At 55.1% G+C, this 21,723-nt stretch carries 19 protein-coding genes; 12 read left to right on the top strand and 7 right to left on the bottom strand.

Annotated features, from left to right (window positions below):
* Positions 1-26 precede the first annotated feature (26 nt).
* Positions 27-668 (bottom strand): DsbA family oxidoreductase, encoded by a 642-nt coding sequence (locus ABWV47_RS01710; RefSeq protein WP_353308111.1) that lies wholly within the window; start codon positions 666-668, stop codon positions 27-29.
* A complete protein-coding gene (locus ABWV47_RS01705) occupies positions 665-2,197 on the bottom strand; it encodes a class I adenylate-forming enzyme family protein (RefSeq protein WP_353308110.1) in 1,533 nt (510 codons plus the stop codon). Before ABWV47_RS01705 ends, ABWV47_RS01710 begins: the two co-directional genes overlap by 4 nt.
* Positions 2,198-2,283: 86 nt before the next feature.
* Between ABWV47_RS01705 and ABWV47_RS01700 the strand changes: the two genes are divergently transcribed.
* Together ABWV47_RS01700 and ABWV47_RS01695 are read left to right on the top strand one after the other, a co-directional pair.
* Positions 2,284-2,907: a helix-turn-helix domain-containing protein gene (locus ABWV47_RS01700; protein ID WP_353308109.1), complete on the top strand. Its 624-nt coding sequence runs from the start codon at positions 2,284-2,286 to the stop codon at positions 2,905-2,907.
* 124 nt (positions 2,908-3,031) lie between these two features.
* Positions 3,032-4,075 (top strand): fatty acid desaturase, encoded by a 1,044-nt coding sequence (locus ABWV47_RS01695; protein ID WP_353308108.1) that lies wholly within the window; start codon positions 3,032-3,034, stop codon positions 4,073-4,075.
* A gap of 3 nt (positions 4,076-4,078) precedes the next feature.
* Here ABWV47_RS01695 and ABWV47_RS01690 read toward each other — a convergent pair whose 3' ends face one another.
* Both ABWV47_RS01690 and ABWV47_RS01685 read right to left on the bottom strand, forming a co-directional pair.
* Positions 4,079-4,729: a DUF1638 domain-containing protein gene (locus ABWV47_RS01690; RefSeq protein ID WP_353308107.1), complete on the bottom strand. Its 651-nt coding sequence runs from the start codon at positions 4,727-4,729 to the stop codon at positions 4,079-4,081.
* 111 nt (positions 4,730-4,840) lie between these two features.
* A complete protein-coding gene (locus ABWV47_RS01685) occupies positions 4,841-5,542 on the bottom strand; it encodes a cobalamin B12-binding domain-containing protein (RefSeq protein WP_353308106.1) in 702 nt (233 codons plus the stop codon).
* Positions 5,543-5,760: 218 nt separating this feature from the next.
* On the opposite strand from ABWV47_RS01685, the gene ABWV47_RS01680 reads away from it, so the two are divergent.
* Complete coding sequence (locus ABWV47_RS01680; RefSeq protein WP_353308104.1) at positions 5,761-6,846, top strand: PA0069 family radical SAM protein; 1,086 nt, start codon at positions 5,761-5,763, stop codon at positions 6,844-6,846.
* A gap of 166 nt (positions 6,847-7,012) precedes the next feature.
* On the opposite strand, the gene bmt is transcribed toward ABWV47_RS01680, so the two are convergent.
* The 3 genes from bmt to ABWV47_RS01665 all read right to left on the bottom strand — a co-directional run bounded on the left by bmt (position 7,013) and on the right by ABWV47_RS01665 (position 10,487).
* Complete coding sequence (gene bmt, locus ABWV47_RS01675) at positions 7,013-8,029, bottom strand: betaine--homocysteine S-methyltransferase (protein WP_353308103.1); 1,017 nt, start codon at positions 8,027-8,029, stop codon at positions 7,013-7,015.
* Positions 8,030-8,122: 93 nt separating this feature from the next.
* A complete protein-coding gene (locus ABWV47_RS01670; protein WP_353308102.1) occupies positions 8,123-10,027 on the bottom strand; it encodes a bifunctional lysylphosphatidylglycerol flippase/synthetase MprF in 1,905 nt (634 codons plus the stop codon).
* Positions 10,028-10,172: 145 nt separating this feature from the next.
* Entirely contained in the window at positions 10,173-10,487 is a 315-nt protein-coding gene (locus tag ABWV47_RS01665) for a DUF1476 domain-containing protein (RefSeq protein ID WP_353308101.1), read from the bottom strand.
* 153 nt (positions 10,488-10,640) lie between these two features.
* On the opposite strand from ABWV47_RS01665, the gene purC reads away from it, so the two are divergent.
* The 9 genes from purC (at position 10,641) to ABWV47_RS01620 (ending at position 21,722) form a co-directional block, all read left to right on the top strand.
* Positions 10,641-11,399 carry a phosphoribosylaminoimidazolesuccinocarboxamide synthase gene (purC, locus tag ABWV47_RS01660; RefSeq protein ID WP_353308100.1) on the top strand — a complete coding sequence of 253 codons (759 nt, stop codon included), beginning with the start codon at positions 10,641-10,643 and terminating at the stop codon, positions 11,397-11,399.
* A gap of 106 nt (positions 11,400-11,505) precedes the next feature.
* Positions 11,506-11,736, top strand: a complete 231-nt coding sequence (purS, locus tag ABWV47_RS01655) for a phosphoribosylformylglycinamidine synthase subunit PurS (RefSeq protein WP_353308099.1) — start codon at positions 11,506-11,508, stop codon at positions 11,734-11,736.
* Positions 11,736-12,404: a phosphoribosylformylglycinamidine synthase subunit PurQ gene (gene purQ / locus ABWV47_RS01650; RefSeq protein ID WP_353308098.1), complete on the top strand. Its 669-nt coding sequence runs from the start codon at positions 11,736-11,738 to the stop codon at positions 12,402-12,404. Before purS ends, purQ begins: the two co-directional genes overlap by 1 nt.
* Before the next feature lie 36 nt (positions 12,405-12,440).
* Entirely contained in the window at positions 12,441-14,204 is a 1,764-nt protein-coding gene (locus ABWV47_RS01645) for a sensor histidine kinase (protein WP_353308097.1), read from the top strand.
* 4 nt (positions 14,205-14,208) lie between these two features.
* A complete protein-coding gene (locus tag ABWV47_RS01640) occupies positions 14,209-15,543 on the top strand; it encodes a sigma-54-dependent transcriptional regulator (protein ID WP_353309544.1) in 1,335 nt (444 codons plus the stop codon).
* Positions 15,544-15,667: 124 nt separating this feature from the next.
* Positions 15,668-16,354, top strand: coding sequence for an HAD family hydrolase (locus ABWV47_RS01635; protein WP_353308096.1), 687 nt, complete (start codon positions 15,668-15,670; stop codon positions 16,352-16,354).
* 435 nt (positions 16,355-16,789) lie between these two features.
* On the top strand, positions 16,790-19,942 hold the full coding sequence (locus tag ABWV47_RS01630) for an Rne/Rng family ribonuclease (RefSeq protein ID WP_353308095.1): 3,153 nt from the start codon (positions 16,790-16,792) through the stop codon (positions 19,940-19,942).
* Positions 19,943-20,251: 309 nt separating this feature from the next.
* On the top strand, positions 20,252-21,385 hold the full coding sequence (locus tag ABWV47_RS01625; protein WP_502959674.1) for an ABC transporter substrate-binding protein: 1,134 nt from the start codon (positions 20,252-20,254) through the stop codon (positions 21,383-21,385).
* Positions 21,386-21,443: 58 nt separating this feature from the next.
* Positions 21,444-21,722 carry a hypothetical protein gene (locus tag ABWV47_RS01620; protein ID WP_353308093.1) on the top strand — a complete coding sequence of 93 codons (279 nt, stop codon included), beginning with the start codon at positions 21,444-21,446 and terminating at the stop codon, positions 21,720-21,722.
* The last annotated feature ends 1 nt before the right edge of the window (position 21,723 follow it).

The raw sequence follows: 21,723 nt of genomic DNA, 5'->3' as shown, positions 1-21,723 counted from the left end.
CAGGGCTACAAGCGCGAAGTGAATATCTATTCAGCGGCGTTTTGGGCCCGAAGATCCGCAATCACCTTCAACCACAATTCGGCGGGTTGCGCACCGGGCACTGCGTGCTGATTGGCGACGATGAAGGTCGGAACTGAGTTCACGCCCATCTCGCGGCTGTGGGTGTCTCGCTTGCGCATGTCCTCAACATCTGTGTCCGTGCTGAGCAGTTTGCGTACAACTGCAGCGTCCATACCAACACCATCAGCGATGTCAGCAAGCACGTCGGCGCTGCCTATGTCGCGGCCTTCCATGAAATAGGCAGTGAACAGGGCATCGACGACGTCGTTTTGTTTTTGTTCGATGCCGGCCCAGTGGATCAACCGGTGCGCATCGATTGTATTGGGCGTCCGTTTGATTGCAGCGAAATCAATCTCAAGACCTTCCTCGCGCGCGTGGCGCTCGATGTCACCGTACACGCGTACAGCGTTGTCTTTGCCGCCAAATTTGGTTTCCAGATATTCGCGGCGATCCATACCAGCAGCTGGCATGTCGGGGTTAAGCTGAAACGGGTGCCATTCGATGACAAACGGATGGTCCGGTTCCTGTGCCAGGGCTTTTTCAAGGCGGGTCTTGCCGATCAAGCACCAGGGGCAGATTGGATCAGAGATTACGTCGAGTTTGATCATGTGGTGGCCTTGAAGTTGGCGCGCAAGGCGCGGCGGTTGAGTTTGCCATTGGCGTTGGTGGGCAGGGTATCGAGCCGCGTGAACAGCCGCGGTTGCTTGTAGCGCGCCAAACGCTGGGCCGCAAAGGCTTTGAGGTCATGCGCCACAAGATCGTGATCTGCTGTGTAAAAGGCAGCAATCACCCGGGTGTCTGGTTTGATTTCGACATCCGTGACCGCAATGCCTTTGATTTGCGGGTGAGACAACAGCGCAGATTCCACTTCCAGAGGGGAGACACGGAAGCCGCCAGCGTTCATCATGTCATCAGTCCGTCCCATATAGGTGATAAATCCCGCGGCATCCATCGTGCCGAGATCGCCGGTCAGGAACCAATCTCCTTTAAAACGCTCTGCGGTGTCGTCGGGCGCATCGAGGTAACCCAGCATCAGGCCAGGGTCAGTTTTGTGCACGGCAATTGTCCCCGGGGCACCAAGCGGAACAGGGCCATTCTCATCCACAATGGCCACACGACGCCCCCGTTGTGGTTGGCCAAGAGCGCCGTTGGGAGACTGCGATGTTGGGTTTGATGATATGAAGGTGGAGCACTCTGACATTCCGAAAGCTTCAAACAGAGGCGTGCCGGTCGCTTTGGACCAGCGTTGGCGCATCGGCGTGGAGAGTTTTTCCCCGGCACATAGTCCATGGCGCAAGCTGTCATGTAGTTTCGTAAGCGCCGGGTCATCAGGTGTGTCTAGCATTTTGCGGTACACACCCGGCGCGGCGGCAAACAGCGTCGCCTGATGTCTATGGAGCAAATCGGCAAGAGCGGTGGGGGACGTGTTGGGGGCTGGGATGAGCGCCGTGGCCCCAATGGTCCAAGGGTCCATCAGCCCGGTGCCAAGTGTGAAAGTCCAATTGAACGCGCCTGCATGCAAGAGCCGGTCAGAGGGCTTAAGTGCGTACCAGTCCTCAAACATCATTTGCCGCGCTGAAATGGCGCGGTGCGCATGCACCACTGCGCGTGGGCGTCCGGAAGTGCCAGAGGTGTAAACAATATAGGCGGGGCGGTTTGGGTTACCCAGCTCATATGTCGCAGAAGACAAACCATAAAAAGATATAAGGTTATTAATTGTCAGTATCTTGGTCGATGTTATTGATGTAGTTTCGACACTTGGATCCTGCAAAATGGCTGCGGGTTTTAGGGAGGTGACCATCCCATCGACTTCGGATTTTGTGAGCTGTGATGAGGTTGGGACAGGGATCAAACCCACAGCAATGCATGCGAGAAACGCTATGGGAAAGTGCACCGAGTTTCCCAGTCGCATCAGAACCCGTTGACCCGGTTGTAGTCCCGCGTCCAGCAGGCCGGTGCCGGCTCCTAGAACCGCAGACTCAAGAGCGCCATAGGTCCAGTCTTCGGGGTCATTTTCAGACAGCACACGCAGCGCAACTTTGTCCGATTTGTCTTGTGCATGGCGCAGAACATGTGCGGCCATGTTAAAGGCGTTGGGGCAGGCGGGGGGTGCGCCCTTATCAAAAACGGAGTGCATACCCCGTGCGTAAGCCGACTTTTGTGCAGGGGCAAGGGGTGGCTTGCGGTTGCAGGGAGGGGGGCCTGCGGGCTAGAAGCGCAGGCATGAGTAAAAAAGACCCAAAATCGCTAATCCGAATTGCCCGTGAGAATGGGGGACAAGACCACGTCGAGCCTCTTGATCTTGGGGAGCGCGTGCGTGAGCTGCGCAAAGCGCGCAACTGGACTTTGGAACAGGCGGCCAATCAGGCTGGTTTGGCCCGTTCGACTCTGTCAAAGATCGAAAACGGGCAGATGTCGCCGACCTATGATGCGGTGAAAAAGCTTGCAGTGGGGTTGGAGATTTCCGTACCACAGCTGTTTACGTCTCCCCAAAGGGACCAGATCAACGGGCGTATGGCGGTTGTGAAGTCCGGTGAAGGTACCCATCAAGTCACAACAACTTACGAGCACGAGCTTTTGGCAGAAGGTTTGCGAAAGAAAGCGATGTTGCCGTATCGCGCTCGGGTGCGCGCGCGCTCGATGGATGAATTTGACGGTTGGGTGCGGCACGATGGCGAAGAGTTTCTGTATGTTTTGACTGGCGTGGTCCAACTTTACACAGAATTTTATGAGCCGGTTGAGATGCGCCGCGGTGACAGCGCCTACTATGATGGCACGATGGGCCACAATGTGATCAGCTCAAGTGATGAGGACGCCACGATCTTGTGGGTGACCTCATTGGCCTGAGAATGTGTCAAATGCTCTTTTGATGGCGAAAATTGGCGAAATTTTCAGATTTTTATGATCTTATCTTGATCCTCGCGCGGGAAGCTTTAGGCGTGGTGCGGAGATTTTGGGGAAGTAGCAGTACATGAAAGATTCGATGGACGTAGATCGTGCGCAGGTCGCACGCAACTGGGTGCGCACTCTGGCCAAATACAGAGAGCCAAACAGCCTTCGAAGCAGTTTTGAACTTGGGATCAGTTTAGGGCCGTTTGTGGCGCTATGGGTTCTGGCCTGTTGGGCCGCGCATTACAGCTACTTCGCTGCCTTTGCGATTTCCCTGTTGAATGGCATGTTTTTGCTACGCCTGTTCTGTATTCAACATGATTGCGGCCACGGGTCGTTCTTTGCCAACCGCGATGTCAGTGATTGGATTGGGCGCGGCCTGGGCATTGTGACGTTGACCCCCTATGACGTTTGGCGTCGATCTCACGCGATCCACCACAGCCATGCAGGTGACCTTGGTCATCGCGGCATTGGCGACATCATGACGCTTACCACCGAAGAGTATCACCAGCGCAGCGCCTTTGGACGCTTTCTCTATCGCCTTTACAGGCATCCGCTGGTGCTGTTCGGCTTGGGGCCAAGCTACATTTTTATTCTGCAGAACCGCCTTCCGTTGGGGTTCATGGATCAAGGCTCTAAATATTGGGTCTCAGCGATGGGCACCAACGTTGGTATTGCCGTGCTGTTGACTGCGATTGCGTACTTCGGCGGGTGGCAGTCTTTGTTCTTGGTGTTTTTGCCAACCATTCTGATCGCGGCGTCGATTGGCATGTGGTTGTTCTATATCCAACACCAGTTTGAAGAGACAGAGTGGGATACGTCGGAAGATTGGTCGCTGCATGAGGCTGCGCTGCATGGCAGCTCGCACTATGATCTGCCACCGATCTTGCGCTGGTTCTCTGCAAATATCGGCATCCACCATGTACATCACCTTTATGCGCGCATTCCATTTTATCGTTTGCCCGAGGTGCTGCGGGATCACGCAGAACTTAAGGATATGGGGCGGATGACCCTAAGGGAAAGTCTGGCCTGCGCCAAACTGGATCTTTGGGATGCTGGCAGCCGCAAGCTGGTCAGCTTCAAAGCGGCTCGCAAAATGGCCAAGATGCGCTCTGGCGCAGCGTGAGGATTAGAGCGCGGTGAGAGCCGCGCTCAGATCTCCATAGCCGGTAAACCGGCGTTCAAAGTCCAAACCAAGGCGATCTGCGCAGGCTTTGGCTTTTTCTGTCAGGGCTGGATCGTCTGTTTGCGCCTGATAGACCAGCTTTTCATAGTTTCCAAAGTACATGTCACGCAGTTCCGGGTGGCGATCAAGCCCCATGGGTTTGATGATGAAGGCGTCAAACTGGCGGACGAGGAAGTCGGTGAGATAGAAGGCGGTAAATTCATCTTCGGCAATTTGGGCAAAGCGATCATTGCCCTCAAAGAAGCTGTAGCAATGCGGCCCGGCGACCATTTCGACCCCGAGGTCGTCGCAGGTCTTTTGTAGTCCACCACCGGTGCCGCAATCCGCATACACCACAAAAATGGAGGCATAGGTCTCGCGATGTTTGATGACCGCGTCCTGAACAGCGGGTGCAATTTTCTCAGGTTGGATGTGGTAAATTGCGGGCAGGCAGGTGAGATCCATGTGATCCCATTTGTTGATCTTGATAAGGTCAAGAATTTCACGTGCAAGCGCGCCACATGCTAGCAGCAGAACACGGCCTGTCTCCCCGGTGGGAGCAAGCCCTGTGTCGGTGAGAGCGGTGTCATCAAGTGCAGTGCCACTGCCTGTCACAGTCCCGGCTCCTTCAAAGACGCAAGTGTTTCACAGTTGCGGCACAAACAAAAATGGCCCGCCAGAACAGGCGGACCAGACCCGCCTGTGCGGAGCGTGATTTACCTGTGTTTAGGCGCTCATCTGGTTGTGTTTGCGCGCCACGTATTCTTTGGCGGTTTCCACAGCAACGGCGGCATCTCGGCAGTATGCGTCCGCACCAATCGCTTTGCCAAATTCTTCGTTGAGCGGCGCACCACCGACCAAAACGATGTAGTCATCGCGCAGGCCTTTTTCGATCATCGTGTCGATCACCACCTTCATATAGGGCATTGTGGTGGTCAAAAGCGCGGACATCCCAAGGATATCAGGCTGATGTTCATTCAGCGCCTCAAGGTAGCTCTCGACGGGGTTGTTGATGCCCAAATCAACGACCTCGAAACCTGCACCTTCCATCATCATCGATACAAGGTTTTTGCCAATGTCATGGATGTCCCCTTTGACAGTCCCAATCACCATTGATCCCATACGGGGAGCGCCGGTTTCGGCAAGAAGGGGCTTCAAAATGTGCATGCCGCCTTTCATGGCGTTTGCGGCCAGAAGCACCTCAGGTACAAACAGAATCCCATCGCGGAAGTCCGCGCCGACAATTGTCATGCCGCCGACGAGCGCTTTGGTCAAAATATCATAAGGTTGCCAATTGCGCTCCAGGAGGATGTTCACGCTCTCTTCGATTTCCTCTTTGAGGCCATCATACAGATCGTCAAACATCTGCTGGACAAGTTCTTCGTCGTCCAATTCGGACAGGATGATGTCGTCTTGGTCTTCTGACATGCGCGTATTCCCATACCATGGCTTCACCCGATTGTGGGTGTCGCTTGCTCTTTGTTGTCTCAGATGTGGGTCTTTTTCACCCGGCAAACTGTCTGAATAGCGACATAGCCAAGGCTGAGTGCGACGTGTAGAGGCAAAAAGTGGGTTTGCAATGAAAGTTTTTCATCCAAATCATGGGGTTTGTTGCATGTGTTCTCTATTTGTTCTAGTTTTGGCGCATGTCAGACTTCAAAACCCAGAAAATTGATGCCGAAAGGCGGCGTGCGCGCGGTGCGGTGAGCAATCATGCCAGCCGGTTTGAGCCTGTGCGAGAGGAGGTGCAGGATGGCTGGGAGATCCCCGAGACGCGCGAGCCCTTCCACACGGAGGTCTCTGAAGAGCGCCCACGCAGTGTGATCAGCCGCAATCAATCGCCCGATATTCCGTTTGACCGCTCGCTGAATCCTTATCGAGGATGTGAGCATGGGTGTGTCTATTGTTTTGCGCGCCCGACACACGCTTACTTGGGACTGTCGCCGGGACTGGATTTTGAAACCAAACTGGTGGCGCGTCCCAAAGCGGCTGAGGTGCTTGAGGCGGAACTGCGGCGCAAAAACTACTCTTTGGACACATTGGCGATTGGCACAAACACCGATCCCTATCAGCCTGTGGAACAGCGGTATCGGGTGATGCGCTCTGTGCTTGAGGTGTTGCAACGGTTTCGCCACCCTGTGGCGATAGTGACCAAGGGCACGTTGATTGAGCGCGATATTGATATTCTGAGTGACATGGCGCAGCGAGGGCTGGCGCAGGTTGGTGTGTCGTTGACCACATTGGATGCCAAGCTGTCGCGGCTGATGGAGCCGCGGTGTCCTGCGCCTCTGCGACGAGTTGAGATGATCCGTAAGCTGAGTGCGGCAGGCATTCCGGTGCGCGTTATGTTGGCGCCTGTGGTGCCGGGATTGAGTGATCACGAGGTGGAGGCCTTGCTACACGCAGGCGCTGAGGCTGGTGCGCAAGCGGCCACTTGGATCATGTTGCGCCTGCCTCGGGAGGTTGCGCCGTTGTTTGAGGAATGGCTGCAAGAGGCATACCCGGGCCGTGCGGCAAAGGTTATGGCGCGGGTGCGCGAAATGCACGGTGGCGAAACCTACGAGGCGGCTTGGGGAAAGCGCATGCGCGGCGAGGGGCTTTATGCAGAGATGATCGGTCAGCGCTTTGAAAAAGCGCGCGTAAGGGTTGGGCTGTCCAAAACGTTGCCAGAGCTGCGCAAGGATTTGTTTGAGGTGCCTTTGGCGCGTGATGGTCAGTTGGCGTTGTTTTAGACAGTTCTTTGCGTCAAACGGTCTGCGTGCAAGGCGGTGCGCCCCGTCAGGAGTGGGGCAACACGCCTGTGGCGCGGGTGTGGTTTGGCGCTGAGCTAAAATAGCTGACAGCAAAAAAGCCCGGCAATAACACCGGGCCTTTTGGGACTGTGAGTGAACGGTATATTTATGCGCGGCGGCGGCGACCGCGACGCTCACGGGTCGGTGCAGGCTCATCACCAGTGCCGTCAGATGCAGATGAAAAGCCACCGAGTGTTTCAGTGATTTGTTCGAGTGTTGGCCGCTCGCCACGCGCGCGGTTTTCCAGAGCATCACGCATCGCGTGCAGATGTTCCGGCATGGTGCCGCAGCAGCCGCCAATAATTGTTGCACCGCAATCACGTGCCATCACCGCGTATTCCGCCATCAATTCGGGTGTGCCATCATAGTGAATGTGGCCATCGTGGTATTTCGGAATACCCGCATTGCCTTTGGCAACAATCGGGCGCTCTGTGCCCTGAGCCGAGAAGCCCAGAACAGTGCGCAGCAGGTCCGCAGCGCCGACGCCACAGTTTGCACCAAAGCCCAAGGGCGGGTTTGACAGACCTTCGACCATTTGTGTCATGTCGGCAGAGGTGACACCCATCATGGTGCGACCAGCGGTGTCAAAGCTCATTGTGCCCACCCAAGGCATATTCGCCAAAGCAAAACCTTCGGCGGCGGCTTTGTATTCCTCAGGGGCGGAGATGGTTTCCAGCCAGAGCACATCTGCGCCGCCTTCTTTCAACCCTTCAGCCTGTTCATGAAACATCTCTACCGCATCGGCATGTGTAAGAGATCCGACAGGTTCCATGATGTCACCTGTTGGGCCAACTGAACCCGCCACTACGATGGGGCGACCAGCCGCGTCTGCGACGTCACGGCCTATTTCGGCGGCGAGGCGGTTGAGTTCGCGCACACGACCCTGCGCGTCATGCAGTTTCAAACGTGACGCGTTGCCGCCAAAAGAGTTGGTCAAGAAGATGTCGGAGCCATTGTTGACCGCCAAGCTGTAGAGCTTCTTGATGTTTTGGGGCTCATCCGCGTTCCAGAGTTCAGGTGCGTCACCGGAGCTCAGGCCCATGTTAAACAAGTTGGTGCCGGTTGCTCCGTCGGCCATCAGCCAGTCACGGGTTTCCAAGAGCTTAGACAAAGCATTGGTCATAGGGACTCCTTTGGGCGCGGTGGCGCCACGTGTGTATTGGCCGCCATTTGCCATGGGGCAGCGCCGTGCACAATGTCATTTGCTGCATGACTATTATGAGGTTTGTGACAAAGTTTGTTTTTCTGTTGTGTTCTGAAGGGCGGGTGCCAGCATAATAGGTGTCGCGGGGGCGCTGCGCAAATTGACGGCACGGATCAGATCGAGAGTAGCCATCCCCAGCTGAATCGGGCCGGGAGCCGCCATAAAGAGCGGTTGCCAGTGTGGCGCGAAACACGCTTTGAATTGGCGTAACCCTGCGCCCCCTCCGTGTTTGAAGTGCTGTTTGCGCAGAAATCTTTCGAGTTGTGTCCGACCGGTTGGTGTCGCTGGCGCGGCGGCCAAAGAGACCCGTGTCACATCTGCCTCCAGAGCCGCTTGAATGGCCTTCTGAACCAAAAAGTGCATTGTGCCATCCGGCGCATCCGGAAGCACGCGCATGAGATCAAGGCACCATTCATCTTTGGTGGCGTGAAAGCTGACAAATCCAACAAGCCGCGCGTTTTGGTAGGCGAGGAAAACGTTTTGATGTTCGACGTAAAGGGACTCAAATCGTCCCATCGTCAAGCCGCGCGGTACGCCATGACGGGTCTCCCACGCCGTGGAAACGCGAGCCATATCATTCAGTGGCAGATGTGTTGTTGGGCGTTCGACCGTCAGTTTGGCCTGTTCTGCGTGGCGCAGTTTGCGACGCAATTGGCGAAACTTTGGCCCGTCAACGGTGTGCTGTTCTGGGTAGATGATGGCTTCGTCTGAAATGTGCACAACCGCCCAGCCTGCTTTGCGGGCATGGGTGGCGTGTCGTGCAGAGATTTTATATTTGCATGCGATCCGGTTTTGCGCCCGCGCGGCGCGTTTGAGTGGCCGTGCCATAGTGTGAGCGTTGCCCTCGATGGGATCAAACAGAGCCACCAGTGTTTGGCCGATGCGCACAATTCCGCAACGTCCGGCCTCACATGACATCAAGGCGCCTCCGTTTTGGCGAATAACGCCCAGTTCGGCGCGGGAAGACGACGTGAGCGGACTGTCGCCAAATGCTTGGTACGCACGGGCTTGTCGGGGGGCAAACGTGGTTTTTGGCCTTGTCAGGCGATGCAATAAGACTGCGCCGGCGAGAATGGCGGGAAGCGCGTAGTAAATGGCGCGGAAGGCAAGAACCGCTGCCATCAAAGCGGGCTCTGGATGATTTGGCAGGAGAGCCAAAAGTGTCAACTCAAAGGGCCCGACACCTCCGGGTGTGCCCGAAAAGATCGCGGCGCCCAAGGCAATCAGAAAAACCGGCAAGAGGGTTGCAAAGCTGAGGGCCAGATCTGCGGGTAAAAGCAGAAACAAAGCAAGACCGGCAAATACCGTGTCAACGAGGCATAGCGCAAGAAGAGCGGCAATTGCAGGCAACGTTGGCAGCGTGACACGTCGTCCTTGACGCGACAAAACCGGAAAAACAAAAGCCAACACAGTCACACCGAGCGCCACTGCAAGGATCAGATATGGCAAGAACGTTGGGATATGAGGCGTGGGCAGTGCAAGAGCGGCCATAGCGATGGTGACCGCTAGGGCCGCAAGAAAGGTGACGGTGACGAAAGCCGTGACGCGCGCGGCGTCTTTAAACGACATATTTGGTGTCATACGCCAGCGCACGAAGGTTCCCACAACAGCGCCCGCGCCGAGGGTTTGGCCAAGACCTATGGCTGTGGCGCCCGTCAACATGGCGTCTGGTGCGGTATGTGACATTTGGAAGTGGCGTTGTGCGATCACGTCGTAACGTGCCACCGCAAAGAAGCTCACGGCACTTGCCGCCAGTGCCATACCCCATTGCCACATTGATACGCTCATAACCGCCGACCAAAGTGCGGACAGGTCCATGTCGCCGAGCTGTTGGGCCAATACAACACAACACACAACGCCCAAAGCCAGCGGCAAAATGTGCCGAAACATCTTATTTATAGTATGAAACGTCGTCATTCGTTAGGTTCCCGCCCAAAATATTCATCCACCACAGTGGCAAAAGAGCTATCTGGCGCAGGGTTTCTGCAGGCTTAACATCTTCAATTGGACATAAAAAAACGCGGGGTGCACCCCCGCGTCTCGGCGTAAATGATGGGTGCGCTTAGGCTTCGTTGGCAATTTCTTCTTTGGCCATCGCCAGACATTCCCGGCGTTTGGCGCGAATGGTGCTTTCGTCGGATTTGGAATCCAAGTCCGCGACAACTTTGCGGATCACATCATCGTGCCCCGCTTCTTCAAAGTCAGAAACGACCACGGATTTTGCATAGTCCTCCGCAGCCTCGCCAGTTTTTCCAAGCAATTCTGCCGCCCACAAGCCCAGCTTTTTGTTTGCGCGTGCGTCTGCTTTAAATACCATCTCTTCATCATGTGCGAATTTGGCTTCGAAAGCGTTCTCGCGTTGGTCAAAGGTGCTCATTTTTTCGGTCCTCATCGTCTCTAAACTTAGAAAAAATATATGGCTACTGATGGCATTGATCGCAAGAGGGGCGACCATACTTGCGACAATGCGGCCCATCCAGTAAGAGGGCGGCTAAATCCGGGACTCATTCCGGCAAAGAAGGATACAGACATGGCCCGCGGCAAGAAAATCTATGAAGGCAAAGCCAAGATTTTGTTTGAAGGTCCCGAGCCTGACACCATTGTGCAATACTTCAAAGATGATGCCACCGCGTTCAACGCTGAAAAGAAAGACGTGATCGACGGAAAAGGTGTTCTCAACAACCGTCTGAGCGAGTATTTCATGACCGGCTTGATGCAGATCGGCGTGCCGACGCATTTTATGAAGCGGATGAACATGCGTGAGCAGCTCGTGCGCAAATGTGACATCATTCCACTGGAAGTGATCGTGCGCAACTATGCGGCGGGAAGCATGAGCAAACGTCTGGGCATTGAAGAAGGCACGCAATTGCCACGTCCGATTGTGGAGTATTGCTACAAAGATGACAGTCTCGGCGATCCGTTGGTGTCTGAAGAGCACATCGCAGCCTTTGGCTGGGCGAGCCAGCAGGACATGGACGACATCCTCGGGTTGGCGCTGCGTGTAAATGACTACTTGAGCGGCGTGATGTATGCCGTTGGTATCCGTCTGATCGATTTTAAGATCGAGATCGGACGTGTGTATGATGGTGACTTTCAGCGTTTAGTTGTTGCAGATGAGATCAGCCCTGACAGCTGTCGTTTGTGGGACATCGAAAGCGGACAGAAACTCGATAAAGACGTGTTCCGCCGAGACCTTGGCAATCTAACGGATGCCTATGCTGAAGTGGCCCGCCGTTTGGGTGTGATGCCAAAAGGCACTGGCCCACAAAAGCCGACCTTGGTGAACTGACCTGACACCCCGTTTTTCCGTCGCTCGGTTTCGGGCGCTGGGAACTGACTTTTTGGCAAGAAAATGCGGGACGCTCCCGCCTAATGCCCAACCGGAGAGAGACCTCATGAAAGCCCGCGTATATGTCATGCTAAAGACTGGCGTTCTGGACCCCCAAGGGGAGGCTGTGCGCCATGCGCTTGGTAGCCTTGGGTTTGACGGTGTGGAAGGTGTGCGTCAGGGCAAGGTGATCGAGTTGGATCTGGCCGATGGCACCACCGAGGCCACTGTGACGGACATGTGTGAGAAGCTTCTCGCCAACACAGTGATCGAAAGCTACCGGGTGGAGATGGCCTGATGAAAGCAGCGGTCATTGTTTTTCCCGGCTCCAACTGTGATCGCGATCTAGCGGTTGCCTTTGAGCAGGCCGGAGCGGACGTCACGATGGTGTGGCACAAAGATACGGCCTTGCCTGAAGGCATCGACATGGTTGGCGTGCCCGGCGGTTTCAGCTTTGGCGACTATTTGCGCTGTGGTGCGATTGCTGCCAATTCGCCTATTTGTCAGTCATTGATCAAACACGCAGAGCGCGGCGGATATGCGCTTGGCGTGTGTAACGGGTTTCAAATTCTGACAGAAACCGGACTTTTGCCCGGCGCGCTGCGCCGCAACGGTGGTCTGAAATACATCTGTCGTAACGTTGGTTTGAAAGTGGAGACCTCCGCGACGGCCTTCACTGCAGGCTACAACGCGGGCGATGTGGTGAATGTGCCAATAGCGCACCACGACGGGAACTATTTTGTAACCGACGAGAAACTCGCGGAATTGCGGGATGATGATCGGATTGCTTTTTCCTATGTCGACAACCCAAACGGGTCTGTTGCAGACATCGCAGGTGTTGTCAGCAAGAACCGCCGTGTGTTGGGAATGATGCCACATCCGGAACGGGCGGCGGATATCGGCCACGGTGGCACCGATGGGGTGGCGATGTTCCGCGCGTTGATGGATCAGTTTGCCACAGCCTGACTTGAGGCCTGAGCAAGAGGCGCGTAGTGTCGGGCTATGACGCAAAGTGCCTCTTCTGCAAACAAACAGGTTCCTTCCGCCATCGTCAGTTGGCGTGCGCGGCTGGCCTTGGCACTGATTGCGATTGTGGCAGGTGTCACAATATGGACCACCAATAGTTTTCTGACAGATCGGTTCACCGCGAATACGCGCAACCGCGCGGAACTGCGGCTTGCGCTGTATTCTGGAAATCTTATCAGTGAGTTGCGACGCAATGCTATTGTGCCACAGCTGTTGGCAAAAGACCCCGCGCTGATCGGGGCTCTGAATTCTCAGGACTTTTCCAGCTCGACTCAGCGTTTGATTTCATTTGTGGACGAGATTGGCGCAGCCTCTTTGTTGTTGCTTGATGAAACCGGCCGCACGGTGGCCGCGACCGATCGAACGCGGTTGGGAACGCACTATCGCGAACAAGAGTTTTTCATCAACGCGCTGCGGTCCAACATGACTTTGTTCACCATCGCGCGCAATGAGGGTGGGGCTTACCGCTTCATTTATTCGCGTCGGCTTGAGAGCGGTGGTGGGACGTTAGGTGTGATCGCCGTCGAAGTGGACTTGCAGAAATTTGAGCGGGCCTGGGCCGGAATTTCGGATGCCGTTTTGGTGACCAATAGCGAAGGCGTTATCATTCTGGCGAGTGAGCCTCGGTGGCGCGGTACAACGGAAGCGGAGGCATTGGCCAAGCAACCGGCGCTTGGGGCGATTGAACGGGCGATAAAGGTCACGGCGGATTGGACACAAGACCCGGCGGACGCTTACTTGAGCGGCGAGGCTGTGATGCGGATGGGCGCCCGCATTCCGTTTCGAGGCTGGCAGATGGCCAGCTTCACAAGTTACGCGAGCGTTCGAGAGAAGGTAAATGCCGTCTTAGCTCTTGAAATCATGGGGTTTGCCATCCTTTTGGCGCTTGGTTTCTATCTGGTGGGGCGAAAGAGTGCATCGCGCATGGTGTTTTTCCAGCGCGAAAGTGTGGAGCTGCGTGGGCTGAACCAACGTCTTCAACGCGAGATTGCCGAACGAGAACGGATGCAATTGAGCCTTGAGGTTGCGGAACAAAGCTTGGCGCAAAGCTCGAAATTGGCGGCGCTTGGTGAAATGTCGGCCGCTGTCAGTCACGAGCTGAACCAACCGTTGGCGGCGATGAAAACCTACCTGGCAGGCGCACGTCTGCTGGTAAGTCGCAATCGCCCTGATGAGGCTTTGACGTCTTTTCAGCGCATTGATGACTTGATCGAACGAATGGGAACAATCACCAAGCAGCTCAAATCTTATGCACGCAAAGGGGGCGATGAATTTCGTCCTGTTGATATGGGGGAGGCGGTCACCTCCGCTTTGGCGATGATGGAGCCGCAATTGCGCCAACGACAGGTTCGGATCGGCAAGATCGTGCCGACAGAGTCTGTGCGGGTGATGGGCGATCGCGTGCGCATTGAGCAGGTCATGATCAACCTGTTGCGCAACGCATTGGATGCGACGGAATCCGAACCTGATCCAGAGATAGAAATCCTTTTGGCAGCAGGGGAAACCGCCACTTTGACGGTGCGCGACAATGGTCCCGGCATTGAAGATCTAAACAACCTGTTTGAACCGTTTTTTACCACCAAACAGCCGGGGGAAGGTGTCGGGTTGGGGCTCGCAATTTCCTCTGGCATCGTGAATGACCTCGGCGGGCGGCTGACAGCGCGCAATGGTCAGGGGCGGGGGGCTGTATTTGAAGTACAGCTGCCTATTTTAAATGAAGATATCGAAGCAGCGGAGTGAGTTCGTGGCCCAAGGCATGAAAATCGCAATCGTCGATGACGAACAAGATATGCGTCAATCCATCAGCCAATGGTTGGCCTTGTCAGGATATGACACGGAAACCTATGGCAGCGCCGAAGATGCGCTTAAGTCGCTGGGGCCGGATTTTCCGGGCATTGTGATCAGTGACATCAAGATGCCGGGTATGGACGGCATGCAGTTTCTCAAGAAGCTGATGGGAGCAGACAGCGCCTTGCCGGTTATCATGATCACGGGTCATGGTGACGTCCCCATGGCGGTGGAGGCGATGCGCGTCGGCGCGTATGATTTTCTTGAGAAGCCGTTTAACCCAGATCGAATGACACAGCTTGCCAAGAAGGCCACCAGTGCGCGGCGTTTGACCTTGGATGCGCGTGCGTTGCGCCGTGAGCTGTCTGATGGTGACCAGATCATGAACAAGCTCATTGGAGCGAGCCCAATTATGGCTCGTCTCAAAGAGGACATTCTCGATTTGGGACAAGCAGATGGGCATGTGCTGATCGATGGCGAAACCGGAACCGGAAAGACTTTGGTTGCTCATGCGTTGCATGCTGTTGGCAGTCGGGCGGGAAAGAAGTTCGTCCTTGTGAGTTGTGGTGCGTTTGAAGAAGACGCGCTGGCCAAACGTTTGTTTGGTCCAATGAACCCAGAAGACAGTCAGCTGCCAGCCGTTGAAGAAGCGCGTGGCGGCACGTTGGTTCTGGAGGACATTGAGAGCCTGAGCGATGCGCTGCAAGCCAAATTGCTGAATGTGATAAATGAACAGGGAACGCCCGCGGAAACGCGGATTGTCGCGATCTCCAACATGCAAGAACAAGATCGAACCTGCGAAGACGCTTTGCGTTCAGATTTGTTCTACCGCTTGGCTGCGTTGAAAATCACGGTGCCCCCTTTGCGTCAGCGTGGTGAGGACATTCTCACACTATTCACACGTTTGTCTGAGCAATTCAGTGAAGAATACGGCTGTGACGCGCCAAAGGTGAGCGCACAGGAGGCGGCACAATTGCTGCAAGCCCCATGGCCGGGCAATGTGCGACAGTTGATCAATCTTGCGGAGCGCGCGGTTCTGCAAAGCCGGCGCGGCGGTGGTACGATTGCATCGCTGTTGATGAATGATCACGAAGAGATGCAGCCTGTGGTGACCACTGAAGGCAAACCACTGAAGGAATATGTCGAGGCATTTGAACGGATGTTGATCGACAACACAATGCGGCGTCATCGCGGATCGATAGCCAGTGTGATGGAAGAACTTTGCCTGCCACGACGGACATTGAATGAAAAAATGGCCAAGTATGGATTGCAGCGGGCGGACTATCTGTAGGCTGCGTTTCAGCGCGACAAAATTAGTGAACGCCACATGCCAAACCTGGCATTGTGGCGTTTTATTTTGTCTGTCATGTGTTTGATCAAAGTCATCGATACCCGTGTTTTGAAGGACAGATATTTTGAGTCTTTTTCAAGTAACCCCCGACGCGTATTTGTTTGATATGGATGGGTTGCTTTTGGACACTGAGCGGATGTTCTGCAAAGCGTTCGTAGAACTAACGGCCGAATTGGGAATCGAAAATCGGGCAGCGTCGTCCTTTTTCGCCACGCTTGTCGGTACATCCAGTAAAGTCACTACAGCACGACTAAGTGACTTTTTACCCACGGGTACGGACATCGTGGATTTTGACGTGAGGTGGCGCACTCTTCATAGCGACAACGTGCAGAAAGGCGTGCCGGTCAAACCATACGTTTATGACGTGCTGCAAGCGATCGAAGCCAAAGGGGTTCCCATGGCCGTTGTGACATCTTCAAGCGCAAAGGCAGCGTCACATCACCTAGACCACGCGGGCCTTTTGCCGTTTTTTGAAACGGTATGTGCTGGCGATGAAGTGTCTAAGAACAAACCTGATCCGGAGCCATACCTTACGGGGGCCGCGCGATTGGGCGTGTCCGCATCGCGATGTGTCGCGTTTGAGGACAGTGATCTGGGCACCACAGCAGCGGTCAGAGCAGGGTGCAAGACCGTTCAAGTCCCAGATCTGCGACCCGTCGGTACACCGTTGCCGGATTTGGGGCAAATTGTTGCGGACAGTTTGGGCCATGCTGCTGTGCAAATTGGGCTTTTTGACGGACCGTTAACCTAAGCGGCGCTATTCGTCAGACGATTCCCCATTGTGTTTTCCACAGGAGTGGTTTTATGTAGCGGGGACGGATTGCGCACAAAGTGCGCCCCGTATGAGTTTCGCTGATCATTGGCGTTTTACGTGGCCCAGAGGACCCTTAGGGGCAGAGGACCAAGCGCGTGATCAGACCGATTGGGTTCATGTAAATGAGCCAGAAGAGACGCCTGAACCGCGCATGCGGAGGGCTTATAACAGGCACAGACGTGGCAAAACCTGCCCGCTGTGTCGGAGAAGAAACGCGATGAAGCGCGCGAGTGATTTGAGAGACCGAGCAGAGGCCGTAAGCGGCCCTGTCGGCAGCGCGCATCCCCTCGCTCTGACAAGACACCCCCTGCAACGTTACTGGCCCGATCCTCCGGGAAGGGCGCGGCGTTTGCGCGGGTGCAAACGGATAACATGGCTAAGAAAATGCTCATCGATGCCACCCACGCGGAAGAAACCCGCGTTGTGGTGGTCGACGGAAACAAGGTTGAGGAGTTCGACTTTGAATCTGAAAACAAACGCCAGCTAGCTGGCAACATATATCTTGCAAAAGTAACACGGGTTGAACCGTCGCTTCAGGCGGCTTTTGTAGACTATGGTGGAAACCGCCATGGTTTCTTGGCGTTCTCAGAAATCCACCCGGATTACTATCAGATCCCAGTGGCGGATCGTGAGGCCCTGCTGGAAGAAGAGCGGGCTTATGCAGAAGCGCAAAAAGCACGTGACGAAGACGACGAGAAGCCAAAGACTTCGCGGTCTCGCTCGCGTTCACGCTCTCGTAAGAAAAAGACCGACGATCAGGTCGAGGCAGGCGTCACAGCTGTTGAAGGTGCAGAAACTGACACCACTGAGACCCCACATGATGACGTGAAAGAGGCTCCGGCGTCGGAAATTTCAGGTATGGAAACCATCGATCTTGTTGAAGATTCTGGTGCCGATGCCGATGAAGGTTTGTCTCCTATGGCGTTGGTTGAAGAAACCCCCGTCGAGGAACCTGAGGTTCAATTGGCCGACGAGGTCGAGACACCAGCAAGCACTGCGGACGAAAATGCCGGAACAGAGGACAGTGCCGAGGCTATCGCTGATGCGGATGTGCCGTCTGAGGTTTCTGACACAGATGGCGACGACACCAAAGACACTGGTGGCAAAACCATCGCTGCCAATACCGAGGGTGAAGACGCTGTTGCCAGCAAGGATCCAGAGACTGGCGAAGAGACAGAAACTGAGGGGTCTTCTCAAAGCGATCTGATCGAGGAGAGTGTTGAAGTGGCCCCGGAAGGTGATGCTGCTGCGACTGCAGAGGTCACTACTGCAGACGAAACGCCGGTAGCGGAAGAGACTGCCGACGTTGCCGACGAGTCTGCATCTGAAAATGATGCAGATGAGGGTGGGGCCGAAGAGACACCGGACACAGGTGATGCCTCTGAAGACGGTGAGACGGCCGCAGATACAGATGCAGAGCAGACTTCTGAAGATGCAGATGCCGATGCAGAAGGATCTGACGACGACAGCAAGAGCCGGAAAACCTCCAGCCGCCGTCGTTCGCGCAGCCGTTCAAAGCGGTCTGATGCGGTGGAAAAAGACGAAAATATCGAGTCCGTTGCGGATGAGGATGACAGTGATGATATCCGCCCACCGCGCAAGCCGCGTCCACGCCGGTATAAGATTCAAGAAGTGATCAAAGTGCGCCAGATTATGCTGGTGCAAGTGGTGAAGGAAGAACGCGGCAACAAAGGCGCGGCTCTTACGACCTATCTGTCTTTGGCTGGTCGGTACTGCGTCCTGATGCCCAACACCGCTCGTGGTGGTGGCATCTCGCGTAAGATTACGAATGCAGCGGATCGCAAAAAGCTCAAAGAAATTGCCACGGAGATCGATGTTCCAACCGGCGCGGGTTTGATTGTCCGCACGGCAGGGGCCAAACGCACGAAATCAGAGATCAAGCGTGACTACGAATACTTGCAGCGTTTGTGGGAGCAGATCCGCGAACTGACGCTGAAATCCATTGCGCCGGCCAAGATCTATGAAGAAGGCGATCTGATCAAACGGTCGATCCGCGATCTCTACAGCCGTGAGATCGACGAGGTGCTGGTAGAGGGTGAACGCGGATACCGCATCGCCAAAGATTTCATGAAAATGATCATGCCGTCCCACGCTAAGAACGTGAAACAGTATCAGGACGGCCTGCCACTTTTTGCGCGCTATCAGATCGAAAGCTATCTGTCTGGCATGTTTAACCCGACAGTACAGCTGCGATCCGGCGGCTATATTGTGATCGGGGTGACCGAGGCACTCGTCGCAATCGACGTGAACTCGGGTCGGGCCACAAAAGAGGGTTCGATCGAAGAAACGGCGCTGAAAACCAACCTTGAAGCCGCCGAAGAAGTGGCGCGTCAGTTGCGGTTGCGCGACTTGGCTGGGTTGATCGTGATCGATTTCATCGACATGGATGAACGCAAGAACAATTCCGCCGTCGAAAAGCGGATGAAAGACAAACTGAAAACCGACCGTGCACGCATTCAGGTTGGTCGGATTTCGGGCTTTGGATTGATGGAGATGTCCCGCCAGCGTCTGCGTCCAGGGATGATTGAAGCGACCACTCAGCCGTGTCCACATTGTCATGGCACTGGGTTGATCCGTTCCGATGACAACCTTGCGCTGTCGATTTTGCGTCAAATCGAGGAAGAGGGCACACGGGGTCGGTCGCGTGAGGTGCTTGTGAAAGCACCGGTTGCGATTGTGAACTATCTGATGAACCAGAAGCGCGAGCATGTGGCGCAGATCGAAGCGCGATACGGCTTGTCCGTGCGCATCGAAGCTGATCCACATCTGGTTTCACCTGACTTTACAATTGAGAAGTTTAAAACCGCCACCCGTGTTGTCCCCGAGGCCAGTGCGCCGGTTGTATCAGCTGACATGTCGATTATGGATGCGATTGACGATGCGGAAGTGGTTGAAGACGAAGCGCCGTTAGAAAGCGAAACACCGACGTCCGAAGAGGATGGTGAAGCCAAACCCAAGAAGCGTCGTCGTCGCCGTCGTCGCCGTCGCAGTGGGTCGGGTGAGGGCACCGAAGGTGGTGACGTTTCAGATGCGTCAGACGAAGAGACCGAGGCTGACGAAGTGTCGACTGATGCGGCTGAAGAGACTGGCAAAGGTGATGAGACTGCGGATGGCGATAAGCCAAAACGCTCTCGGAGTCGCCGCAGCCGATCACGCAGCAAGACATCAAGCTATACATCTGAAGCAGAGACTGCGGAAACCGCCGAGGCGCCTGTTGATGCTGCTCAGGTGGCAACAGATGAGGCCACTGTAGAGATCGAAGGCGAACCAGTGAAAGCTGACGAAGGCCCGTCTGATGTTTCGGAGCCAGTTCAAGAGCCGATTGCGGAGGCTGAAGCCGTTGAAGGTGAAGCAACCACGCCTGAGGTGAGTGCTGTGGAGGCTGAGGCAGAGGTGGTTGAGGCTGTTGAGCCGTCGCCGGTCGCGCCGACGGCACCACCGGTTGAACCTGAGCCAGAGAGCCCACCAAAGCCCAAGCGCCGTGGATGGTGGTCACGCGGGTAACCAACAAACAAAACGCCGGAGATTATCTCCGGCGTTTTGCTTTTCGGGCTACATCTCACAGTGCGTTGCGGTCCGATTCCGTAGGCCAAGGTCAGATGTGTCGCCGGGTTCGGTGAGCAAAATTGACGAATTTACGCTCTTCGTTTGAGTAAAGAGTGCTTGTTAGATGTCGGTATTTGCGTGAAAAAATGCCTTTGAACTGAAAATATACTTTAAGCTTAAAAAAAAGTTCACTGACCTTATTGACGGATGGTCATTTTAACGCCCAAGGTTCTGTAACAACACCAAACGGGATCAGGGAGCGATATGATGAAGTTGCGGAGCGCGGCATTGGCCGCATCAATGGCACTTTTGGGAGCAACGGCGCAAGCAGACGTCAAGGTCGGAATGATCACCACCTTGTCCGGAGGCGGCGCTGGTCTTGGCATAGATGTGCGTGATGGTTTTATGTTGGCTGTGAAACAAGCTGAACGGAGTGATCTTGAAGTTGTGATCGAGGACGATCAGCGCAAACCCGACGTTGCGGTGCAGTTGGCAGACAAAATGATCCAATCTGAAAAGGTGGATGTTTTGACGGGCATCATTTGGTCCAACTTGGCGATGGCGGTTGTGCCTGCTGCAACAGCGCAGGGCAAATTCTATTTGTCGCCAAATGCGGGTCCGTCTCCATTGGCGGGCAAAGGCTGTCATCCCAACTACTTCAACGTGGCATGGCAGAACGACAACCTGCATGAAGCGGCCGGTGCTTATGCAACCGACAGCGGTTTGAACAACAGCTTTATCCTCGCGCCCAACTATCCAGCGGGCAAAGACGCGCTGACCGGCTACAAGCGCTTCTTCAAAGGTGACCTGGCGGGTGAGCTTTACACCAAACTGGGTCAAACCGACTATGCGGCTGAAATTGCGCAGATCCGCGCGTCTGGTGCAGACAGCGTGTTCTTCTTCCTGCCGGGTGGCATGGGGATTTCCTTCTTGAAGCAATATGCGGCAAGTGGTGTGGATCTGCCTTTGGTTGGCCCGGCGTTCAGCTTTGATCAGGGCATTCTGCAGGCGGTTGGCGATGCGGCCATCGGTGTCAAAAACACCAGCCAGTGGAACAAAGACATCGACAATGCGGAGAATGCGGCCTTTGTAGAAAGCTTTCAGGCAGAGTTTGGTCGCCTACCATCACTGTATGCGTCTCAAGGCTTTGACACCGCAAACTTGTTGATGTCAGCGATGGACAAAGCGGATGTGGCGGATGCGGATGCGTTCCGTGCAGCGCTGAAGGCGGCGGAGTTTGACTCTGTGCGTGGCGACTTCTCGTTTGGGGACAACCACCACCCGATCCAAGATATCTATGTGCGTGAAGTGATCAAAGAAGGTGACGTTTACACCAACAAGATCATCGCAACCGGCCTGAGCGATCATGCGGACGCGTATGGCGCAGAGTGTAAGATGTAATTTGGCTGGGGCGGGACTTTGTTCCCGCCCCACACACCATGATGGTTTTCCAAAAAACGTGGTTTTGCAGCTACCGCTTTCAGCGGACGCGGATTTGCGCGCATTCGTTGAGAAAGCAGCCCTAGATCAAGTGGACCTGATCGCCATGTCAGGCCCTGGTGCGAACGAAGTGGAAGATGAATTGGACGATTGGAACGTTTTTTTGGCCAAGTCTGAGGCAGGGTGGATAGTGACAACGGCACATACACCTGAGAGCGATTTGGATACCGGCGAGACGGCATTGCAGTGTGCAGTGCGTTGGTGTGGTCGTGAACATGCGGAAATAGTGAAGCTTTAAG

The organism is Shimia sp. NS0008-38b (assembly GCF_040370365.1).
In the GTDB taxonomy this organism is placed as follows: Bacteria; Pseudomonadota; Alphaproteobacteria; order Rhodobacterales; family Rhodobacteraceae; genus Shimia.
Note: the sequence above shows the minus strand (reverse complement) of the source record. Positions and strands in the feature narration are given on the sequence as shown.

Coding starts and splice junctions, on each gene's coding strand:
- ABWV47_RS01710 (WP_353308111.1), bottom strand. CDS start 668: ATGATCAAACTCGACGTAATCTCTGATCCAATCTGCCCCTGGTGCTTG.
- ABWV47_RS01705 (WP_353308110.1), bottom strand. CDS start 2,197: ATGCACTCCGTTTTTGATAAGGGCGCACCCCCCGCCTGCCCCAACGCC.
- ABWV47_RS01700 (WP_353308109.1), top strand. CDS start 2,284: ATGAGTAAAAAAGACCCAAAATCGCTAATCCGAATTGCCCGTGAGAAT.
- ABWV47_RS01695 (WP_353308108.1), top strand. CDS start 3,032: ATGAAAGATTCGATGGACGTAGATCGTGCGCAGGTCGCACGCAACTGG.
- ABWV47_RS01685 (WP_353308106.1), bottom strand. CDS start 5,542: ATGTCAGAAGACCAAGACGACATCATCCTGTCCGAATTGGACGACGAA.
- ABWV47_RS01680 (WP_353308104.1), top strand. CDS start 5,761: ATGTCAGACTTCAAAACCCAGAAAATTGATGCCGAAAGGCGGCGTGCG.
- bmt (WP_353308103.1), bottom strand. CDS start 8,029: ATGACCAATGCTTTGTCTAAGCTCTTGGAAACCCGTGACTGGCTGATG.
- ABWV47_RS01670 (WP_353308102.1), bottom strand. CDS start 10,027: ATGACGACGTTTCATACTATAAATAAGATGTTTCGGCACATTTTGCCG.
- ABWV47_RS01665 (WP_353308101.1), bottom strand. CDS start 10,487: ATGAGCACCTTTGACCAACGCGAGAACGCTTTCGAAGCCAAATTCGCA.
- purC (WP_353308100.1), top strand. CDS start 10,641: ATGGCCCGCGGCAAGAAAATCTATGAAGGCAAAGCCAAGATTTTGTTT.
- purS (WP_353308099.1), top strand. CDS start 11,506: ATGAAAGCCCGCGTATATGTCATGCTAAAGACTGGCGTTCTGGACCCC.
- purQ (WP_353308098.1), top strand. CDS start 11,736: ATGAAAGCAGCGGTCATTGTTTTTCCCGGCTCCAACTGTGATCGCGAT.
- ABWV47_RS01645 (WP_353308097.1), top strand. CDS start 12,441: ATGACGCAAAGTGCCTCTTCTGCAAACAAACAGGTTCCTTCCGCCATC.
- ABWV47_RS01630 (WP_353308095.1), top strand. CDS start 16,790: ATGGCTAAGAAAATGCTCATCGATGCCACCCACGCGGAAGAAACCCGC.
- ABWV47_RS01625 (WP_502959674.1), top strand. CDS start 20,252: ATGAAGTTGCGGAGCGCGGCATTGGCCGCATCAATGGCACTTTTGGGA.